Here is a 19531-nt window from a genome sequence, read left to right on the forward strand (position 1 = left end):
CTACTTTTCCTGCATCACTTAGGCGGAGCGACTTCGATGCAGGCAGTGGATTTCAATTCGGACATGGGCGAAGGCTTTGGCCCCTGGACCATCGGCGATGGCGTCGACGCTGAGCTGATGGCCTACATCAGCTCGGCCAATATCGCCACCGGCTTCCACGCCGGCGACCCCGGCACCATGCGCCGCACCGTCGAGCGGGCCAGGCAATTGGGCGTGGCCATCGGCGCGCATCCTGGCTTCCGTGATCTGGTCGGCTTTGGCCGCCGCCATATCAACGCTCCGGCCCAGGAGCTGGTGGACGACATGCTCTACCAGCTTGGCGCCCTGCGGGAAATTGCCCGCGCCCAGGGCATGACCCTGCAACACATCAAACCCCACGGCGCGCTGTACATGCACCTGGCCCGCGACGAAGAAGCCGCGCGCCTGCTGGTGCAGAACCTGCGCATCATCGAGCCGACGCTGCTGCTGTACTGCATGCCCAACTCGGTGATCTGGCGTGTCGCGCAGGAGCTGGGACAGCCGGTGGTCCGGGAGTTTTATGCCGACCGTGAGTACGATCTGACCGGCTCCATCGTGTTTACCCGCAATGTGCGGGCGCTGGACCCGGCGACGGTGGCGGCGCGCGTCCTGCGGGCCTGTCAGACGGGACTTGTTCGAACCGTGGAAGGCGAAGACCTGTTTATCGAATTCGACTCCATCTGCCTGCACAGCGACACCCCCGGTGCGCTGGAGCTGGTGGAAGCCACCCGCGAAGCGCTGGACCAAGCGGGCATCACGGTCAAGACACCACAATAAAAATCATCGCCTTATTTTTTCGCCTGCCTTTCTACAATGATTCCAAGAGGAACAGACATGGCTGAAACGTCCCCCATCCGCTACAGCTTCGGCGGTGATGAACACCTGTTTGCCGAGGTCAGCGACAGCATGTCCCTGGAGGCCTTTTTCAAGGGCATGGCGGTGACCCGCGCGGTGGAGCGCCTGGCGCTGGAAGGCGTGCTGGATGTGTGCCTGGCCAACGCATCGTTCCAGATCCGCTTCGACCCCGACCGCATCGCGCCCCACGTATTGCTTGACGCGGTGCAGACCGCCGAAGCCCAGGCCGTGGCCGAACGCACGCTGCACACGCGCATCATCGAAATCCCGGTGCTGTACAACGACCCGTGGACCCACGAAACCCTCATGCGTTTTCGCGACCGCCACCAGGACCCCAGCGGCACCGATCTGGAATATGCTGCGCGTATCAATGGCCTGGCCGATGTCGACGCGTTTATCGCTGCCCACAGCGGTGCGCCGTGGTTTGTGTCGATGGTTGGGTTTGTCGCGGGCTTGCCGTTCATGTTCCAGATGGTCGAGCGCGAGCGGCAGTTGCAGGTGCCCAAGTACCTGCGCCCGCGCACCGACACGCCGAAACTCACCCTCGGCCATGGCGGCTGTTTTGGTTGCATCTACTCGGTGCGCGGTGCCGGCGGTTACCAGATGTTCGGCGTGACCCCGGCGCCGATCTATGACCCGGCGCAGCAGTTGGCCTACCTCAAGGAGCACATGGTGTTCTTCCGGCCAGGCGATATCGTGCAGTTCAAACCCATGGACCGTGACGCCTACGACCGAACGGTGGCCGAGGTGGACGCAGGACGTTTCGACCTGCGTATCCGCCCGGTGGAATTTTCCCTCGACGCTTTTCTCGCCGACCCCATTGGCTACCCGAAAACCCTGCAGGAGGCGCTGGCATGATCAAGGTCCTCAAACCCGGCCTCGCCACCTCCGTGCAAGACCTTGGCCGCGAAGGTTACTACCACCTGGGCATCCCGCCGTCGGGTGCGTTGGATCAATACGCGTTGAGCGCGGCCAACCACCTGGTGGGCAACCCGGTGGGCGCGGCGGGTCTGGAATGCACATTGATCGGCCCTGAACTGCAGTTCCAACAGGATGCGCTGGTGGCCCTCAGCGGCGCCCTGATGTCGCCGCGCCTGGACGGTGAAGTGGTGCACCAGGACACCGCGTTCCAGGTGCGCGCCGGGCAGGTGTTGCGCTTTGAATTTCCCAAGGCGGGGGCGCGTACTTACCTCGCGGTGGCCGGTGGCATTGATGTGCCGCTGGTACTCGGTAGCCGCTCGACCTACACCCTCGGCGCGCTTGGCGGCTTTCAGGGGCGGCGCTTGCAGGAAGGCGATGAATTGCCCATCGGTGAAGCCAGTGGCACGGGACGCGCGGGCAACAGTCTGCCGATGGCGTTGCGTCGCTCAGTGGGCGGGGATGTCACCCTGCGCGTGGTGCCGGGGCTGTATTACGAGCGCCTCACGGATGAGGCAAAAAGCAGCTTTTTCGCCGAGCCCTGGACCGTGGGTTCCGAAGCCGACCGCATCGGCTATCGCTTCAAGGGCGGCAGTGCGTTGAGCTTCCAGCCACGGGAGCAGCCGTTTGGCGCGGGGTCGGACCCGTCGAACATCGTCGACAGTTGCTACCCGATCGGTTCGATCCAGGTGCCGGCTGGCTTGGAGCCGATTGTATTGCACCGGGATGCGGTGTCGGGCGGTGGCTACGCGATGATCGGCACGGTGATCAGCGCCGACCTGGATTTGATCGGGCAGATGCAACCGAACCAGCGGGCAGGGTTTGTGGCGGTGACGCTGGAGCAGGCGTTGGAGGCGCGGCGTGTCTACAAGAAGCGGTTGAAGATAATGTCCGGGCTGTTCGCTGGATAAAACTGTGGGAGGGGGCTTGCCCCCGATAGCGGTGGACCAGCCAGCTTCTCTATAGCTGACCCACTGCAATCGGGGGCAAGCCCCCTCCCACATGTTCAATCACTGTTGTGTCAGAAGAGTTGGGTGAACAGCCAGTAGAGGCTGCCGGAAAGCAGAATCGCCGCCGGCAACGTCAGCACCCACGCCATCGCCAGGTTGCGGATCGTGCGCATCTGCAACCCGCCCCCGTTCGCCACCATGGTCCCCGCCACACCCGACGACAGCACATGGGTGGTCGACACCGGCAACCCATACATGTCTGCCGCGCCGATGGTCAGCATCGCCACCATTTCTGCCGAGGCGCCTTGGGCGTAGGTCAGGTGGGTCTTGCCGATCTTCTCGCCCACGGTCACCACGATGCGCTTCCAGCCGACCATGGTGCCCAGGCCCAGGGCGATGGCCACGGCGATCTTCACCCACAGCGGAATAAAGCGAGTGGAATTGTCGATCTGTTGCTTGAACAGTTGCAGCTTGCCCTGGGTGTCGGCGTCGAAGCTGCCGACCTTGCCCTTGTCCATCAGGCGAATGGTTTCGCTGGTCAGGTACATGTCGTTACGCACGTTGCCGACGGCTTCGGCAGGCACCTTGGCCAGGGAGCCATAACCTTTGACTTCATCACCGATCTGCCCGGCGAGGGCGGCGAGGGCGGGGACCAGTTCCGGGGTGGCTTCCTTGGTGCGCACGTAGGTGGAGAGGATCGGGCGCGGGTCACCGGTCAGCGCTTGCGGGGCACTTTTCACCAGGGCGACCTGGGTGACTTCGGCCACTGCCGCGAACTGCAGCGACTGCTCGGCCGGCATGGTGCGGTTCAGCGCGTAGGCCATCGGCAAGGTGCCCACCAGGATCAGCATGATCAGGCCCATGCCTTTTTGCCCATCGTTGGAGCCATGGGCAAAGGACACGCCGGTGCAGGTGGCGATCAGCATGCTGCGGATCCACCACGGTGGCGGGGTGTCGCCCTTGGGCGCCTTGTACAGCGCGCGGTTCTTGACGAAGGCGCGCAGGGCCAGCAACAGCATCGCCGCAAACGCGAAGCCGATCAGCGGCGACAGCAGCAAGGCGTAACCGATCTTTATCGCCTGGCTCCAGTCCACACCGCTGGTGCCGTCACGCCCGTGCATCAAGGCATTCGCCACGCCCACGCCGATGATCGAACCGATCAGCGTGTGGGACGACGACGCCGGCAAGCCCAGCCACCAGGTGCCGAGGTTCCACAGGATCGCGGCGATCAGCAGGGCGAAGATCATCGCAAAGCCGGCGGAAGAACCCACCTGCAGAATCAGCTCGACCGGCAGCAACGCAATAATCCCGAACGCCACCGCGCCGCTCGAAAGCAGCACGCCGAGGAAGTTGAAAAAGCCCGACCACACCACCGCAAAATGCGGCGGCAGCGAGTTGGTGTAGATCACCGTCGCCACGGCGTTGGCGGTGTCGTGGAAGCCGTTGACGAACTCGAAACCCAAGGCGATCAACAGCGCCACGCCCAGCAGCAGAAACGGCGTCCAGGTGGTGAGCTGGGCGCCCATTTCATGCATGTCGTGCATCAGGCTGTAGGCGGTGAACAACAGGCCCATGGCGAGCACGGCAAAGAAGATGATTACCGTCACCAGGCCGGGTTTCTTGTCCAGCCTGGGCTTGGGCGCGGCGGGTGAGGCGTGGGTGGAGGCAGTCAGGGAAGGGGTGGCCATGCCGGGGCATCCAGTGTGGGGAGGATGCCGTTCATAGTCATTGCAGAATGTTACAAAGATACTGCCATAGGTCAGTGTTTGGAGGATTGAGCATGCTGCTGGTCAGTAGTCATTCTAAACGTCCGGTCCGCCATCATCAGGAGGCAATGCCTATTGAAGGAGACAATTTTCAGTGTTGTTAAGTTTGATGTCGGGTCTTATTGGTAATGCCTGTTTCAGAGTGACTTGATACCCGTATGTACCTGTTATATTTGACAGTAGACGTACTAATGAGGGGGGCGGTTTAATCGAGTTGTCGGCCTGATTCAATTAATTTAAAAAAGGTGAATGTGATGGCTATTCCTACTCTCCCAAAAATCCAGATTCCTCAAGCTATACCTAATGCCTATGGTGAAAGCGTCCGCGTGGGGCATTTTGATATATTGAAAGTTGTTGTTCCTCCACTTACTCACCTTCCACCTTTTGGGGATAGCACTGTCACAGTACTGATTGATGGCAAGCCAGTCAAAGAAAAATTGGTTGAACCAGGGAACTCCGACCTTATTCTATTTGATATCCCACCCTTTGCGCTAAAGTGCTGCTGGCAAACAGTCGGATATACGGTGACAAATGTCACTGGTACGGAGTTTTCAGAAACACTCTTGCTTCTCAATGAGGGCACGTGAGGCTGAGATAAATGTTTTAACGGGCGCCAAACTGGGTTGGCGCCTCTATTTATTTGAAAATCACGTGTTTACTTGTCTTTCAAGACGGTGCTGTTTCAGGCGTCAAGGTTTAATTAGGACCCCCTGCTAGGGGCGTGGTTACGCAAATCTCAAGTCAATAGTCTTTACGCTTGCGAAAGGCCCACCGCCCGGCAATCAAGGTAAAGGTCGCCACCAACGCCACCAGGATCCAGAAGCCTTCCGGGTCCTGCGAAAGCGGCACACCTCCCACGTTCATGCCGAAAAAACCGGCGATGATGTTGATCGGCAACGCCAGCACCGTCACCACGGTGAGGGTGAACAGTGTGCGGTTGCTCTGCTCGTTGAGGTTGGCGGCGATCTCTTCCTGTAACAGCTTGATGCGTTCGCCCAGGGCCATCAGGTCGTTGATGATCAGCGCAAACTCCTCGGTGGATTTGCGCAGCTCTTTCACGTCCTCTTTTTGCAGCCATTGCGGCGGGCGGTTGAGCAGGCGCAGCAGCGAACCCGGTTCCAGCGCCAGCAGGCGTTGCAGGCGCACCAGCACCCGGCGTGCCGCCCCCAGTTCAGCGCGGTTGGTGGACAACCGTGACGAGAGCAATTGGTCCTCGATATGGTCGACGCTGATGCTGGTCTTGCGCACGATCTGCGTCAGCACTTCACCCTGGTCACGCAGCAAGTGCACGAGCAAGGCCAGCGGTGAGCGAAAGCTTTCACCGGCTTTCACCGACGAGCGCAGCTTGTCCACCGAGTGCAGCGGTTGCAGGCGTGCGCTGATCAACAGGCGGCTGCGGGCGCACACCCACAGCGTGGAAATGTCCGACGAGACCATGCTGCTGAAGTTGAACACCACGTCGTTGACCACCGCCAGCAAGGCCGAGTCAACATGCTCGATGCGGGTTGAGCGCGAACCTTCATGCAGGGCTTCGAAGAACTCTTCCGGCAGGTCCAGATGTGCCTGCATCCAGCGCTCGCATGCGGCGTGGGCCAGGTTCAGGTGCAGCCACAAAAACTCGTCCGGGTCGGCCGGCTGGCGCAAGGCCTGGAGGGCCGTGGCCGAATCGATCTGCTCGCCCTTTTCACCGGGGCGAAAACGGAAACCGTAAAGCAAGCCGAACAGGTCTGAGTCCTGGTGGCTGTGTTCGATGCTGTGGTTCATGGAGACTCGCAGAGAAAGGGCCTGTAGGACGTTTCACAGGTCGCGCAGCGAATCATTGCAAGGTGATATGACGATTCTGTGACCGTTTGACGGTGCTCACAAAAAAACGCGCCACCCGAAGGTGGCGCGTTTTTCACAGGGGGTAAATCAAGTGTCCAGCTTGTCTTCCAGCACGGCGCCGGTCTTGGCGTCGAGCTTCACTTCAAACCGCTTGCCGGCGGTGTCGGTCAGCTCGACTTCGTAGACCAGCACGCCGCTGTTGTTGTGGTCCAACTCGGTGTCGTTGATGGTGGCGCCAGCGTGTTTGGCCAGGGCGGCAGCGTTGAGTTTGTCGAAAGGCATCACGGCGCCGGACTTGAGCAGGCCTTCAATATGATCCGGGCGAACATCCGCCTGGGCCAGGCCGGCGGTCAGGGTCAGGGCGGTAGCGGCGAACAGAGCGGTCAAGGTTTTCATGGTGTGTGTCCTTCTTCGGTGAGCTGTTTAAGTGGCGCCAGATTAACCGGCGCAACTTAACTCATCCTTAATGGCACACTGACCACTCAGTACTTATAGTCGTTCAGCAGGTCTTGCACGCTGGACGACGGCCAGCGCTTGTAGAACTTCAGCAGTTCGGCGGCGCGGTTGGTGAAGATGCCATCGACGCCGGCCTTCATCACTTTGTCGAAGTCCACCGGCTCATCGACGGTGTAGACGTGCACCAGCAGCCCCTTGTCGTGGGTCAGCTTGTTCATCTCCGGTTTGACCAGGTCCGAATAGCTCTGGTCGCCGTGGTTGGTCAGCTCGGCCGATGGGCCGGTGCCGATAGCGCCGAGGCTCTTGGCTTCGTCGACCCATTTTTCGAACTCGGCGGCATCCTTCGGTTCCTGCTTGGCGTAGTAGGCGGCCTTGGTGGTTTCGCCGGACTCAGCGAACGTCTGCTTGTTTTTCGGCTCGATGCTGCCTTCACCCACCCACAACAGCAGGATCTTCGGGGTGTTGGGCATTTCTTTCTGCAGCTCTTTGAGGCTGGCAACCTCGAAGGTTTGCAGCACCACGCGGCCCTTGCCCTGGCCGACGCCGGTGTTGCTCTTGCCCAGCTTGGAGCCGGCGGAGCTCAGCCAGCCTTTATCCAGCAGCTTGTTCTTCAGGTCGGCTTCGATGCCCGGGAATTGCTTGGGCTCCTTGGTCTCGATGTACAGGCCGGGTTTGTGCGACGGGTTGCCTTCGGCGATCTTGATGATGTCGTCCAGGCTCTGGATTTTCAGGCCGACGAAGCCTGGACGCGCGCGGTCCGGGTAGGCGGCGTTGAACCAGCTGCCGGCGTCGAGGGTTTGCAGTTCTTTCCAGGTGAACTCGTTGGCCGGGGCGTCCTTGCGGTCGGGGAACTTGGTGGCCACGTCGGTGGTGCGCTGCAGGTTGTTGTCGTGCAGGGCGAACAGCACGCCGTCCTTGCTGCGCTGCAGGTCCATTTCCAGGTAGTCGGCACCCAGGTCGCGGGCAATCTTGTAGGCCGCGGCGGTGGATTCGGGGGCGTCGTAGGACGCGCCACGGTGGGCGATCACGGCTGGATACGGAATGCCTTCGTTGGTTGCCAATTCAGCCGGGCTGATCGGGTCGGCAGCCTGTGCCTGGCCAAGGCCGAGCATCAGGGCGAGCAGCAAGGCACTCTTGGTAAACGTGACAGGCATATGCGAAGTCCTTTCGTGGAGGTAGCTTTGAGAAGGCCTCCTTTTTAACAATTGATTGCGAAAGGCGCTATCACCAAACCGACATTAACGTGTGCACGCCTCGATTTTCTGCGTTTTTTTTGCAGGCATTGCAGTACTCTTGCCCGAAGCTGCCCCGTTAGAGGGCGGTACTTTGTGCCACGCGTGTAAACCATCTTTCCAGTCCCTGTGGGACTTTTCAGTGAGGTTTACCATGCGCATCACCTCCGAGCTTATCTGTCAGGCCGCCGACCAACTCCACGGTTTTGTTGGCCTCAACCGCAAGACCGGCCAATACATCGTGCGTTTCAGCGAAGACGCCTTCGGCATGGACGTGGCCGATGACGGCATCATCCCCACCTCCGAGTTCGTCTGGCTGCCGGCCCCGGAACAGACCATGACTCTGTCTCGCGAGCGCATCCAGTTACTGCTGGACCAGAACATCGACGAGCGTATCAACATCACTGAACCGTTGCGGGTGTATATGCGGCGGGTGGAGGTTCCGCAGATCAGTGCGTTGCGCAGTCTTGTAAGCTGATCCTGTGGTGAGCAGGCAAGCCTGCTCACCACACCGAGCCTCTTGATCATGCTTGCTGGCAAGCCTTGAGCAGGGCAATCGCCAGGGGTGGGGTGATGCCTTTAAGCGTGGCGCGTTCGGGTTGGAACAGGGTGGCGACGAAGAACGGGTGGTCGAGCAGCTCCACGGCTCGCAGATCACCTGCCGAGTCATGGCCGCAGGGGATCAGGTCGCCTTCCAGCAGTGCGTCGAGAAACTCAGGGTTCACGCCGTAGCGGCAACGATAGCCTTCCTGCACATCAAGAGTGCCGTAGGCTTCTGCAATACGCGTGTAGGACACCAGGCGCACAGTGTCGGTGGCTTCCACCAGCGCACAACTCAGTGGCGCGATCACGGCGCGCCTGGCGTGCGGCGCAAGTTCGCCGTGCTCGGCATCTTTCCAGCCCAGTACGTTGCGCGCATATTCCACCACCGTGTGCTGAAAACCGCCGCAGGTGCCGAGGAACGGCCGGCGTTGCTCGCGGGCAAAACGGATCGCCCGCAGTGCGCCATCGGTGTCGCGGTAGGGGCTGGCGGGGACGCACCAGAAGCCGTCGAAACCGTGCAGTGATTGCGGCAGGGTATCGGTGTCGAGCCACTGGACATGCACGCTCAACCCCAGGGTTTCGGCGGCCTGTTGCAAAGCCACGGGAATGGCTTGGTGGGCGATGACATCGGGGTTGTAATCGCCGATCAGGGCAAGGTGCAGCGGTGTGGTTTTCATCGTGTACATCCCATGGCTTGTGGTGTCCTGGGGCGCACTATAGATTGGCGTTCACGCAATCAATATTGGCGTTTGCCCACATGTTCAATGCAGCTACGCACTATTCAATCGATTACCCTGATTTGTCGCTGATCCTCGCCCTGGTGCGTGGCGGTACGCTCGCACGGGCGGCCGCGTTGTTGCGGGTGGACGTGTCCACGGTGTTCCGCGCGGTGCGGCGCCTGGAGGCGGCGCTGGGCCAGACATTGTTTGAAAAAAGCCGCGCCGGCTACCTGCCCACCAGCCTGGCAAGCAACCTGGCGCAGCAGGCCGAGCGTGCCGAACAAGCGCTGGAGGCGGCGCGCATTGGCGTGGAGCAGGGCGGTGAGGTGATCAGCGGCACGGTGCGCCTGACCTGTACCGACTCCGTACTGCAAGGTCTGCTGTTGCCGGCCCTGGCGCAGTTCATGCCGCACTACCCGGCATTGACCCTGGAACTGAGCACCTCGAATGATTTTGCCAACCTCAGCCGCCGCGACGCGGACATCGCCCTGCGCCTGACCCGCACGCCGCCGGAGCATCTGGTCGGCCGACGCCTGGGCAACGTGGCTTATCAGGTGTGTGCCAGCGCGGATTTTGCTCGTCAGCACGCCGGCCGCGAGTTGGCCGACCTGCCATGGATCGCCCCGGATGACTTCCTGCCCGACCACCCCACGGTCGCCTGGCGTCGCGAGCATCTGCCCGGTGTACGTCCCAGTTATCGCTGCAACAGCATGTTGTCGGTTACCGAGCTGGTACGGGCAGGGTTGGGGGTGGCAGCCTTGCCGGACTTTCTATTGGGCGACGGCCTGCAATCGCTCGGCCCCGCGTTGGCAGGGCATGACACCGCGTTGTGGCTGCTCACGCGCCCGGACTGCCGAGCGTTGCGCTCGGTGGTGACCCTGTTCGATGAGCTGGGACGGCAGGTGCGTTTGCCTTAGGTTTTTCGCACAAAATGCTCATGCATTTCGCAGGTCAGGCTTTCAATGTGCTCAGTCAGTTGTTTGGTCATTTCCGTGAGCCGGGTGTTTTGCTCCAGCAGTTCCAGTAACTGTTTGGTGGTCTGCGCCGCCTGGGCCTGGCGCTCGGTATTGGCGATCGCCAGGGCTTCACGGTGCTGCGCATCCGCATCGGACTGCGCCTTGTCGCGTGCGGCCTGGCGGGTCTGGGCCAGCAGGATCAGCGGCGCGGCGTAGGCCGATTGCAGGCTGAACGCCAGGTTGAGCAGGATGAACGGGTACACATCGAAATGCGTGATGCCGGTCATGTTCAGTACCACCCACAACACCACGATGGCGGTTTGTGCGCCAAGGAAGGTCGGCGTACCGAAGAAGCGCGCGAAGGCTTCGGCCTTGAGGGCAAAGGTGTCGTTGCCGAAGGTCGGCGCCAGGTGGGCGTGGGGGCGGTGGAAGCGCAGGTGGTCGACGGGGGTGGCTTCGGGCTTTTCTGGGGTCATGGCGGGCTCGGATCTCATGCTTGAAGAACAACCAGCACTATAGACCGAGCCCCCGGCACTCCGTATGAAGATCGGGTCAGTTGCCGCCACGCTCGTTGGCGAATGCACTCACCGCCTGCACCGCTTCGCTGGTGCCTTGGCGAATCTGCAGGATAACTGTGCCAGCCTGGTTGGCCATTTCAACGCCTTGGGCGGCGCGGTCGCGGGTGGCGTCCATGCTGTCGATGGCTTGTCGGGTTTCAGCCTGAATCATCGCGATCATGCTGGAAATCTCCGTGGTGGAGCCGCTGGTGCGCGCCGCCAGTTGCCGGACTTCGTCGGCTACCACGGCGAAACCACGGCCTTGTTCACCCGCACGCGCGGCCTCGATGGCGGCGTTGAGGGCCAGCAGGTTGGTCTGGTCGGCGATACCGCGAATGGTGTTGACGATGGCAGTGATCTGTTGCGAGCGATCACCGAGCTTGGCGATCAGTTGTGAGGAACTGTCGATGTCGGCAGAAATTTCGCGCATGCCGTTGGCTGTTTTCTGAATCACCTCGGCACCTTTTTCTGCCATGTCCTGAGTGTTCAAGGACAGGTGATAGGCCTGCGCCGCACTCTGCGCGTCCGCCGCATGCTGTTGCACGCGGGCGGTGATGTCCGAGGCGAACTTCACCACTTTGCACAGCCGCCCGCTGGCGTCGTACACCGGGTTGTAGTTGGCTTCGAGCCACACGACCTGGCCGTTTTTATCCACCCGCTCGAACTGGCCGCTGAACATTTCCCCTTGGTTCAGGCGTTTCCAGAAGTCGCCGTAGGTTGAGCTGCTGGCCAGTGCCGCGCTGCAGAACATTCGGTGATGCTGGCCCTGGATCTGCGCCAGGGTGTAACCCATGCGCTGCAGGAAGTTGGCGTTGGCGGTGATGATGGTGCCGTCGAGGTTGAACTCGATCACCGCCATGGCGCGGCCAATGGCATCCAGTTTGGCATTGGCTTCGCTTTCGGCCTGCAGGCGCGGGGTGACGTCCATCGCGTATTTCACCACTTTGGTCACCAGGCCCGCGTCATCACGCACTGGGTTGTAGCTGGCTTCCAGCCACACCGACTGGCCATCGCCGGCCACCCGTTCAAAGGTGCCGGACTGGAATTGGCCGTTGCGCAGGTTTGACCACAGTTGGCTGTACTCGGGGCTACGGGCGAAGGCCGGGGTACAGAACATTCGATGGGACTGGCCCTCTACCTGCTCGGCGCGGTAGCCCATGGTCTGCAGGAAATTGGCATTGGCGCGCAGCACATTGCCGGACAGGTCGAATTCGATCACCGCCATGGAGCGCTCGATGGCGTCCAGCAGGCTGGCCTGTTGGGCGATGGTGTGTTGCTGGGTGCTGATGGTTCTTTTATGTGTGTTGAATAGCATGTGCGGTGCTCGGGCAAGCAGACTCTGGGGTTTCCTTGGATATGCGCCTGCCCCCGTAAGGCGTACGCCACACGGTTGACTTGCTCATTGCCAGCTTCCTTGTGCTGACAGAGGGGGGTGGGACAACGGGTTCAGAGTGATCAGCCTGACAAGAAGTTCGCCCGTGTGGGAGGACCTTTTTTGGGTAGGCGACCAGTGGTGGCATTATGCTTTCTTGTTGGGTGCTTTCTGGTCTTTGCAGACGAGGAGTCGTAGGACGACTTCAGGCGGAATGGGCGATCACTTCGTCGCTGACATTGACCCGGTTGCGCCCGGTGTCCTTGGCGGCGTACAGCGCGCGATCCGCTGCATTCAGCCACATCGCGGCATCGCTGAAGAAGGGTTGGAAATCGGCCAGGCCGATACTCAGGCTGACCCGCAATTCGGGGATCTGCGGGTTGCGGTAATTGCTGAAAGTTTCGCGCATGCGTTCCATGATTTCGGCAGCCTGTTCCAACGGCATTTGCGGAAGAATCACACAGAACTCATCGCCCCCGTAACGACCGGCCAGGTCGTTTTCCCGCAGGTTGCGCCGCAACTCCAGGCTCAACTGCCGCAGTACCGCATCGCCGACGATATGGCCGTGGGTGTCGTTGATCTGCTTGAAGTGGTCGATGTCGATCAAGGCAATGGTGGCGTGGCTCCGCTGCTGCCGGCACTTGTGGAACTTGAGGTGCAGCAGGTCCTTCCAGGAGCCGTGATTGAGCAGCCCGGTGAGGCTGTCGGTGCGGCTCAGGGCGCTGAGGGCGCGCTTGTGTTCGGAGAGTTTGATTGCCAGTTGATAACAGACCATGCCGATGGCCATGGGGTAGAGCGTCAGCATCGGCAGGCAGGTGTAGACCTGCAGCAGGCTGACATCGGGGTTGAACCGGATGCCGAACAGCGCGTTGGCCACGCCGATTCCAAGCCCTTGTGCGCACAGGCCACGCAGGAACAGGCGCTTGCCGCCGGCGGCGACATTATTCATGGTCATCATCGACAGAATGGTCACGGCCGTCAGTGGCGTGAACTGCGTGGCGGCGGCCCAGAAGCCGCCGAGCAGCGAGTCATACAGCAGGTTGCGTTGTTCTGCCTGGTAGGGGTACTGCGAGCGGGCCGACAGTTGATACGCCACATGCGCCCAGGCAAACCCGTTGAACAGCAGGAGTGCCCACACCCAGCCCGGCATGGCGAGAGTGTAAAGGGCGCCGCTGACGCTGATACAGCCGATAGAAAGGCCGATGATCCTTGGCTTGTAGATACGCTTGGCAAATGAAAGCCCTTTGCCTTGTCTGTTTTCCATAAATTCCTGGGGCAGCTGTTTTTTGCAGATACGGTGGCGCACGTTCGCTGGATCAACCGTTGATCGGATAATGCCTGTGAATATTGTCAGTTATTCGCGTGGGAATAATCAGTGTCCTTCCAGGCCATTTGCGCAAAACAGAGGGCGAATGCGTCAAAAGCGACCTGGAATGTCGCTCACACAACAGGTTTTTTATGGCTGGCGGGGCAGGGTGACTTCGTAGCCGGCGAGGAACAGGTCGATGGCCGACTCGATCACGCTGGCCTGGTGGGCGGCATCCAGGGTGGGTTGGCCGAGGGTAATCTGTGGCCAGAAGGCGAAGGCCTTGAGCAGGCTCTGGATCTGGTGGGCGGCGAAGGCGGGGTCGGAGCAGTTGAGCCGGCCGTCTGCCTTGGCGGCGCGAACCCATTGGGTGAAGCCTTCTTCGCGCTGGCTCAGGCGGGTGACCATGTCTTGCGCACGCTCCGGCGAATGGATGGTGGCGGCGATGGCGACCCGGGCCAGGTCGAGGAAATTGGTGTCCGACATCATCTTCATCTTCGCCTCCAACAACCCGCGCAGTTGTTCGCGCAATGGGCGGTCGCTGGCGTAGCTGACGTCAAGTTGGGCGACGCTGCTGGCCCAGAGCTGATGAAGAATTTCTGCGAACAGTTCTTCCTTGCTGGGGAAGTGGTTGTACACGGTGCGCTTGGATACGCCGGCAGTGGCGGCGATCTTGTCCATGCTGGTGACCTCGAAACCGTTTGCGCGAAATTCGGCGATGGCCGCAGCCACAATGGCTTCGCGTTTACGGTCGGTGAGGCGTTGAGGGGCAGTCATGGGTGGGGCTCGGCTCTTGGACGAAAATTACACTCGGTAGTTTACTTGCTCCGGGTTTTGTTGCAATCTTGAAACTACACTGTGCAGTGTAATTTATAAGCGATCTGTAGGAGTCACCCGGTAATGGCCACGATCTCGTCCCGTGTCGATTCTTCGCCAGCAGCGCCCAAGCAAGGCCAAGGGCACTTCAGCAACGATGCCCCCGTGCAGCACGGTGGCTTCGGCAAAACCTTGCGCATTTTCTGGAACATGCTGTTCAACAAACCCCGCAGCACGCGGCCGGTGGGGCAGATTCCGGTACAACCGCTGACGCGCGAGCAATTGCTGGCGGCCCCGGATCACAGCGTATTCCGCCTTGGACATTCCACCGTGTTGCTGAAAATGCGCGGTAAATTCTGGGTAACCGACCCGGTATTTGCCGAGCGCGCCTCACCGTTCAGTTGGGCCGGCCCCAAGCGCTTCCATCAGCCGCCGATCAGCCTTGAAGAGTTGCCGCCCCTGGAGGCAGTGATTCTGTCCCACAACCACTACGACCATCTTGACCGCAAGGCTGTCGTCCAATTGGCCGACAAGGCTCGTTATTTTCTTGCGCCGCTGGGCGTGGGCGACATCCTGGTCAAGTGGGGGGTGGATGGCAGCAAGGTGCGCCAGCTGGATTGGTGGCAGGGCACCGAGGTGGATGGCGTTCGGTTTGTCGCCACCCCTGCGCAACATTTTTCCGGGCGCGGTCTGTTTGATGCCAACCAGACCCTGTGGTGTTCCTGGGTGATGATCGATGGACCTCGGCGGATTTTCTTCAGCGGTGACACGGGTTACTTCGACGGTTTCAAACGCATCGGCGAACAGTACGGTCCATTTGATCTGACACTGATGGAAACAGGTGCTTACAACGTCGACTGGCCCCATGTGCACATGCAGCCAGAGCAAACCCTGCAAGCGCATATCGACCTCAAGGGCCGCTGGTTGCTGCCGATTCACAATGGCACTTTCGACCTGGCGTTCCATGCCTGGCATGAGCCGTTCGACCGCATCATGGCCCTGGCCTGGGAGCGCAACGTGTCGATCACTACGCCGCAGATGGGGCAGGCGTTCAGCTTGAATCAGCCAGAGCGTGGAGGTGCGTGGTGGCTGGAGGTGGAAACCCAGGGGGCACAGGAACACCTCGCAGGCTGACGGAGGAGGCTATGGAAAAAGGAGTTTTCAAGCTGTTTCAGAGCTGCGACAGGCGCCAGGCAACGGTGCGATGATCCCCGGAAATTTATGTGTCGGGGGACATATTTCATGGAGTGCAAATGTAAGAAATATTGGCAGGCGGGGTTGCCCTGTCCGACGGGGCAACCGGTGTCTGCGCTCACTGACTCGTCAGCCCAGGCAACGACAGCCCAAGAGCATACAAGCCCTCGTGGTATCGTTTTCGGTGTCGATCCCCAGGCTCATGGCACCCGAGGGGGCGTCCCGATCCCGGGGTATGACGCCCCGGGACTTGCCCTCAAACCCCCGCGCGACCCGTCGCTGTCATTGATCGCATTGAGTGGTATTGACCCCTCGGGGCCGTTGATGGCTGAAGTCCCTCCCGTGATGAACAACAGCCCCTTCACCCGCACTCAGGTATTGGTTGGCTGGCGCATAGGGTTTGCCAACCGTTACGTTGGACCCGGTGCAAGCGAGGCCGTCGACCACAGTCCTGCTTTCCTACAAGCCCTGGATACCTTGCGCTCGGCGGGCGCGCAACTGGTGGCGCTGGATGCCTTGCGAGGTGACAGGGCCAATCCATTCGTTGCGTATACTCGCAATGAGATCGATGAGCGCGTCGGTGAGCAAAGTCTTGATGCCCTTGTGTCCGAAAGTAAAAGCGCAGCGTTTCATGGCGCGTGCGCCAGCGGGTATCCCGGAGCATGCGAGCTGCTTGAGGACGGGACGAAACTGTGGTTTTACGGTGCTCGTTGGGCCGGTGACCGCATACTGGTACTGGTTCGGTTCTATCGTCGGTTACTGAAAGATTCCTTGCGGATGCCTACATCGAGTAGTGAATGATCGGACCCCGGAGCAGGATTAGCCTCAACGGTTGTCCACGGGGGACTTCTTAGACTGATGTCGGGTTATCGACCGATAGCCTGACATTCAGTCAAGTAGTGAGGCAGTTTATGACCGGACCGATTATCGCAGGCGGATTAACAGACGGTGTGCTGCAGGCACTTTTGAATCAGCCGCAAGGCTTCAAGAGTGCCTTTCAAATGTCAGAGGAAATGGCAAAAGGCCAAGCCACTTCAGAATCGCTGGTTAACGACTCGCTGAAACAAATCGCCAATATTGATCGCGGGTTGCAAGGTGGCAACGCGTTTATAGAAATCAACCCCGATGCCCGCAAGCAGGCGCAAATGCGCGATCAGGAGCGTGCCAGAGGCATCACTCGTGGATATCTACACGGCGTTCCGGTTGCGTTGAAAGACGTTTTTGAAACCAAGGACCGTATGCAGACAAGTGCAGGTTCCAAGGCATTGGTAGGCGCACCGGCGCCAAAGAACGCCAAGGTAGTGGACAAATTGCTGAAGGCTGGTTCGGTGGTTGTGGGTAAAACCAACATGAGTGAATTTTCCAACTTCCGCTCTGAATTTCCCGTTGATGGGTGGAGTTCCCGAGGTGGCCAGACGCTCAACCCTCATCGGTTGGGAGGCCAGGTGGCTGGGTCGAGTTCCGGTTCTGCTGTTGCGGTTGCCCAAGGGCTTGTTGCTGTGGCGTTAGGGGTGGAAACCAGTGGTTCGATCATTACCCCGGCGGCCTACAACGGTGTTTTCGGTCTGAAAACCACGGTTGGACTGGTCAGTACCGAGGGTGTCATGATCAGTTCACGTATGGATACGGTAGGCACCTTCACACGTATTGTCCGGGATGCGGCAGAGGTACTCAACGCAATGACCGAAAGCAAGCGCTACACTGAAGGCCTGAGGTCTGATGCCTTGAAAGGCAAGAGAATTGGCTACACACCGCTGCCTGAACTGTCTGAAGAGGATGCCAAAGACCCAGCGAAACGGGCAGACCGAAAACACTATGAGGCTGCAATAAAAGTGTTGAAGGATAGGGGCGCTATCTTGGTTCCGGTCGGACAATTGGATGAAGGCATTACTGAACAAAACTACAAGGACTATAACGAAGCGTTGTTTGCAGACGTCAAACAACAACTGGAAAATTACCTGGCAGGTCGGGAGGGGTTGCCGGTCAAGTCGATCTCGGAAGTGATAGCTTTCAACAAACGTCACTTGCAGCCAGGAGAGCCTGACCAGAAGCTTCTGGAAATCATCAACGATCTGAAAGTGACCCAGGAGAGGCGCGATCAGTTGTGGCAGGATATCGTTCCGATTTTCCAGAAAATCATCGATGATCCCATCAAAGAACACAAACTCGATGCCATGGTGTCGAACTTTCTTTCTCACAACTATTATTACGCCGCCGCCGCGGGCTACCCGGGCATGTCCATCCCGTCCGGGATGGATGATGAAGGTATGCCGACAGCGCTCTATTTATATGGCACAGCTAAAAGTGAAGCGACCTTACTCTCGGCTGCTTATGTCTATGAACAAGCTTCCCCGTCGATCAAGGAACCCGCCTTTCTTCCGGGGACGCCCTTCTCGCCAGCACCCGTTGATACAGGCGCCACTATAGAGGAACCTACAAACCTCGCATAAGGTTGATTCAACCTCTGCTGGCAGATGCACAGCAGAGGTCCGTCTCCCTTGATCAACTCGAACCGTAGCGTAAGGCGGGTTTGCGATGTGACAGGTTTGGCCCCAGGGCCAGGGGCCCAAATTGATGCGCCGGGCACTGCAACTGCAGGCCTGAAGCGCTACACACCATTAGGTTGTGGCGTTGGTGAGTCAAGTGATGACGAAGTTGCGCCGATCAACCGAGAGATGATCCCTTGCGCCGCGTGTTCGGTTGTGGCGGTGTCAAAGCGGCGCGCACTCATCCCCCACCCCGGCGCAAACCCCGGGAAGAACGCCAGCCCTTCAGCTTCCAACCGAAACGCCAATGCCAGGCGGGTTTCATCCCCCACGTCGTATTGATTTTCAAACTGTTGAACCGCTTCGACCGCCACGCCGGCCTGAATAGCCAGGTGTTCCCTGCTCCAGCCCAGCATCGCGCGCGCTTGCACGCTGTGTTTGGCGGTGAATTGATGCAGGACGATCTGCTGTTCTACGAAAGAGCTCATTGCCAGAGAGGACATGGGTTTTCTCCAGGATTCGACGGGGGAGGGCAAACTATACTGTGTTTTTGTACAGTTGTTTTGACCGCTCATCAACTGGATGTTCAACGACCCGTTATTCCACCCCTGGCGCCTCGCGAATGATCAGGTGATCCAGGTTCTCGATATTCGCGCTGAACACCCCGAACGTCTGCTCGGGGTTTTTCTTGCTCGGCACCTGTTTCAGCTCCGGCGTCACCCCATAGAAGAAGCAGTACAACGCCCGCTCACTGTCCACCGCCGCCTTGATCTGCTCCAGGAATGCCTTGCGCTTGCGGTAGTTCTCGATGAGTTTCTTGCTCAGGTAGACGTTGACCGAGTAGGGCTTCTTGTCGAGCCACGCCTTCTTTTCGAAATCGATGCGAAAGCTGCTGGTGTAGTCCTTGATTTCTTTGATCTTGCCCCAGTAGATCAGGCCCTTGTTGTCCTGCAGGTATTCGATCTTCTTGAAGAACGTCCAGTAGGTGGCGGTGTGGTCGCCGATCTTCAACGGCATGGACTTGAGCTTGTCCTTGTCGTCGATGTTGGACACATAGCATTCCACCGGGTGGGCGAACACGCTGGTTTTGTCTGGTGTGGTGTCGCTGGCGCCGTGGGAAACGGAGTTGCGGTCTGAGGGGGTCTTGGTTGGTTCTAGTGGCATGCTTCCTTCGGTGCCCGCCAACGGGATCTTGCGCTCGTACTGGCGGCGTGTGAGGACAAATTCCGATGGGAAATTGTCCTCACGCTCGTCATCACTTTCGCCGGCGGTGGTCTTGTGCGTGCTGGCGTAGCGGCAGCCATCGATGTGTTGGGTGCCGGTCTTGTTCTTGAAGTGCGGCGTGCGCAGGTAATTGACGTTTTTGGCGTTGAAGGTGCTCAGGGTATTGTTGGTATCAAACGCTGCCCGGCATTCGTCGTTGGGGCACAGGAAGCGATCTCTGTCGGAATCGAAGTCGGCGGTTTCGTCGAAATTCAGGTCTCGTACGTCGTAGATCGACAGCTTGTCATCGAGACTCAGGCTGTAGGCCGTATCGAATTTCATGGGGCGCTGGTCCGTGGG

Annotated in this window: 20 protein-coding genes and 1 pseudogene; 9 read left to right on the top strand and 12 right to left on the bottom strand. The window is 59.7% G+C overall.

Going from position 1 to position 19531, the window contains the following annotated elements; all coding sequences use genetic code 11:
• Positions 1 to 36: 36 nt before the first annotated feature.
• Genes BM017_RS18810 through BM017_RS18820 form a run of 3 tightly spaced genes read left to right on the top strand, consistent with a single transcriptional unit; the run spans position 37 to position 2702 of the window.
• Complete coding sequence (locus BM017_RS18810) at positions 37 to 795, top strand: 5-oxoprolinase subunit PxpA (RefSeq protein WP_092247074.1); 759 nt, start codon at positions 37 to 39, stop codon at positions 793 to 795.
• Between the two features lie 57 nt (positions 796 to 852).
• Complete coding sequence (locus tag BM017_RS18815; protein ID WP_092247077.1) at positions 853 to 1731, top strand: 5-oxoprolinase subunit B family protein; 879 nt, start codon at positions 853 to 855, stop codon at positions 1729 to 1731.
• On the top strand, positions 1728 to 2702 hold the full coding sequence (locus BM017_RS18820) for a 5-oxoprolinase subunit C family protein (protein ID WP_092247080.1): 975 nt from the start codon (positions 1728 to 1730) through the stop codon (positions 2700 to 2702). The genes BM017_RS18815 and BM017_RS18820 overlap by 4 nt, the downstream gene beginning before the upstream one ends.
• Before the next feature lie 110 nt (positions 2703 to 2812).
• Here BM017_RS18820 and BM017_RS18825 read toward each other — a convergent pair whose 3' ends face one another.
• Entirely contained in the window at positions 2813 to 4429 is a 1617-nt protein-coding gene (locus BM017_RS18825) for an inorganic phosphate transporter (RefSeq protein WP_092247083.1), read from the bottom strand.
• Positions 4430 to 4761: 332 nt separating this feature from the next.
• Between BM017_RS18825 and BM017_RS28905 the strand changes: the two genes are divergently transcribed.
• A complete protein-coding gene (locus BM017_RS28905) occupies positions 4762 to 5094 on the top strand; it encodes a hypothetical protein (protein WP_139216868.1) in 333 nt (110 codons plus the stop codon).
• 154 nt (positions 5095 to 5248) lie between these two features.
• On the opposite strand, the gene BM017_RS18830 is transcribed toward BM017_RS28905, so the two are convergent.
• The 3 genes from BM017_RS18830 to BM017_RS18840 form a co-directional block, all read right to left on the bottom strand.
• The gene (locus BM017_RS18830) at positions 5249 to 6271 is read right to left on the bottom strand and encodes a transporter (RefSeq protein ID WP_092247086.1); all 1023 of its coding nucleotides are present in this window, start codon (positions 6269 to 6271) and stop codon (positions 5249 to 5251) included.
• A 147-nt stretch (positions 6272 to 6418) separates the two neighbouring features.
• A complete protein-coding gene (locus tag BM017_RS18835; protein WP_092247089.1) occupies positions 6419 to 6727 on the bottom strand; it encodes a PepSY domain-containing protein in 309 nt (102 codons plus the stop codon).
• 86 nt (positions 6728 to 6813) lie between these two features.
• Positions 6814 to 7941: a glycerophosphodiester phosphodiesterase family protein gene (locus tag BM017_RS18840; RefSeq protein ID WP_092247092.1), complete on the bottom strand. Its 1128-nt coding sequence runs from the start codon at positions 7939 to 7941 to the stop codon at positions 6814 to 6816.
• A gap of 232 nt (positions 7942 to 8173) precedes the next feature.
• Between BM017_RS18840 and BM017_RS18845 the strand changes: the two genes are divergently transcribed.
• On the top strand, positions 8174 to 8497 hold the full coding sequence (locus BM017_RS18845) for a DUF2025 family protein (RefSeq protein WP_092247095.1): 324 nt from the start codon (positions 8174 to 8176) through the stop codon (positions 8495 to 8497).
• Positions 8498 to 8543: 46 nt separating this feature from the next.
• Here BM017_RS18845 and BM017_RS18850 read toward each other — a convergent pair whose 3' ends face one another.
• Positions 8544 to 9239 carry a CTP synthase C-terminal region-related (seleno)protein gene (locus BM017_RS18850; RefSeq protein WP_170856095.1) on the bottom strand — a complete coding sequence of 232 codons (696 nt, stop codon included), beginning with the start codon at positions 9237 to 9239 and terminating at the stop codon, positions 8544 to 8546.
• Between the two features lie 80 nt (positions 9240 to 9319).
• Between BM017_RS18850 and BM017_RS18855 the strand changes: the two genes are divergently transcribed.
• Positions 9320 to 10198, top strand: a complete 879-nt coding sequence (locus tag BM017_RS18855) for a LysR family transcriptional regulator (RefSeq protein ID WP_092247100.1) — start codon at positions 9320 to 9322, stop codon at positions 10196 to 10198.
• Here the strand turns inward: BM017_RS18855 and BM017_RS18860 are convergent.
• From BM017_RS18860 to BM017_RS18875, 5 genes and pseudogenes are all read right to left on the bottom strand, one after another.
• Positions 10195 to 10713: a DUF1003 domain-containing protein gene (locus BM017_RS18860; RefSeq protein ID WP_058427265.1), complete on the bottom strand. Its 519-nt coding sequence runs from the start codon at positions 10711 to 10713 to the stop codon at positions 10195 to 10197. The two genes, BM017_RS18855 and BM017_RS18860, sit on opposite strands and share 4 nt — an antisense overlap.
• Positions 10714 to 10789: 76 nt before the next feature.
• Positions 10790 to 11269: a methyl-accepting chemotaxis protein gene (locus tag BM017_RS29710; RefSeq protein WP_371914601.1), complete on the bottom strand. Its 480-nt coding sequence runs from the start codon at positions 11267 to 11269 to the stop codon at positions 10790 to 10792.
• Positions 11270 to 11386: 117 nt separating this feature from the next.
• Positions 11387 to 12109, bottom strand: a pseudogene (locus tag BM017_RS29715) (PAS domain-containing protein); the annotation flags it as partial.
• Positions 12110 to 12371: 262 nt separating this feature from the next.
• Positions 12372 to 13430 (bottom strand): diguanylate cyclase, encoded by a 1059-nt coding sequence (locus tag BM017_RS18870; protein WP_092247105.1) that lies wholly within the window; start codon positions 13428 to 13430, stop codon positions 12372 to 12374.
• A 192-nt stretch (positions 13431 to 13622) separates the two neighbouring features.
• On the bottom strand, positions 13623 to 14249 hold the full coding sequence (locus BM017_RS18875) for a TetR/AcrR family transcriptional regulator (RefSeq protein WP_092247108.1): 627 nt from the start codon (positions 14247 to 14249) through the stop codon (positions 13623 to 13625).
• 123 nt (positions 14250 to 14372) lie between these two features.
• Between BM017_RS18875 and BM017_RS18880 the strand changes: the two genes are divergently transcribed.
• The 3 genes from BM017_RS18880 (at position 14373) to BM017_RS18890 (ending at position 17932) form a co-directional block, all read left to right on the top strand.
• Positions 14373 to 15422, top strand: coding sequence for an MBL fold metallo-hydrolase (locus BM017_RS18880; RefSeq protein WP_092247111.1), 1050 nt, complete (start codon positions 14373 to 14375; stop codon positions 15420 to 15422).
• Between the two features lie 384 nt (positions 15423 to 15806).
• Positions 15807 to 16283 (top strand): hypothetical protein, encoded by a 477-nt coding sequence (locus tag BM017_RS29390; protein WP_256575532.1) that lies wholly within the window; start codon positions 15807 to 15809, stop codon positions 16281 to 16283.
• Between the two features lie 110 nt (positions 16284 to 16393).
• Positions 16394 to 17932, top strand: coding sequence for an amidase family protein (locus BM017_RS18890; RefSeq protein ID WP_256575439.1), 1539 nt, complete (start codon positions 16394 to 16396; stop codon positions 17930 to 17932).
• A 158-nt stretch (positions 17933 to 18090) separates the two neighbouring features.
• On the opposite strand, the gene BM017_RS18895 is transcribed toward BM017_RS18890, so the two are convergent.
• Together BM017_RS18895 and BM017_RS18900 are read right to left on the bottom strand one after the other, a co-directional pair.
• Positions 18091 to 18471: a helix-turn-helix domain-containing protein gene (locus BM017_RS18895; protein WP_092247114.1), complete on the bottom strand. Its 381-nt coding sequence runs from the start codon at positions 18469 to 18471 to the stop codon at positions 18091 to 18093.
• Positions 18472 to 18565: 94 nt separating this feature from the next.
• Positions 18566 to 19513: a hypothetical protein gene (locus BM017_RS18900; protein WP_092247117.1), complete on the bottom strand. Its 948-nt coding sequence runs from the start codon at positions 19511 to 19513 to the stop codon at positions 18566 to 18568.
• Between the last annotated feature and the right edge of the window lie 18 nt (positions 19514 to 19531).

This window comes from Pseudomonas sp. NFPP04, assembly GCF_900113815.1.
Lineage (GTDB): Bacteria > Pseudomonadota > Gammaproteobacteria > Pseudomonadales > Pseudomonadaceae > Aquipseudomonas > Aquipseudomonas extremorientalis.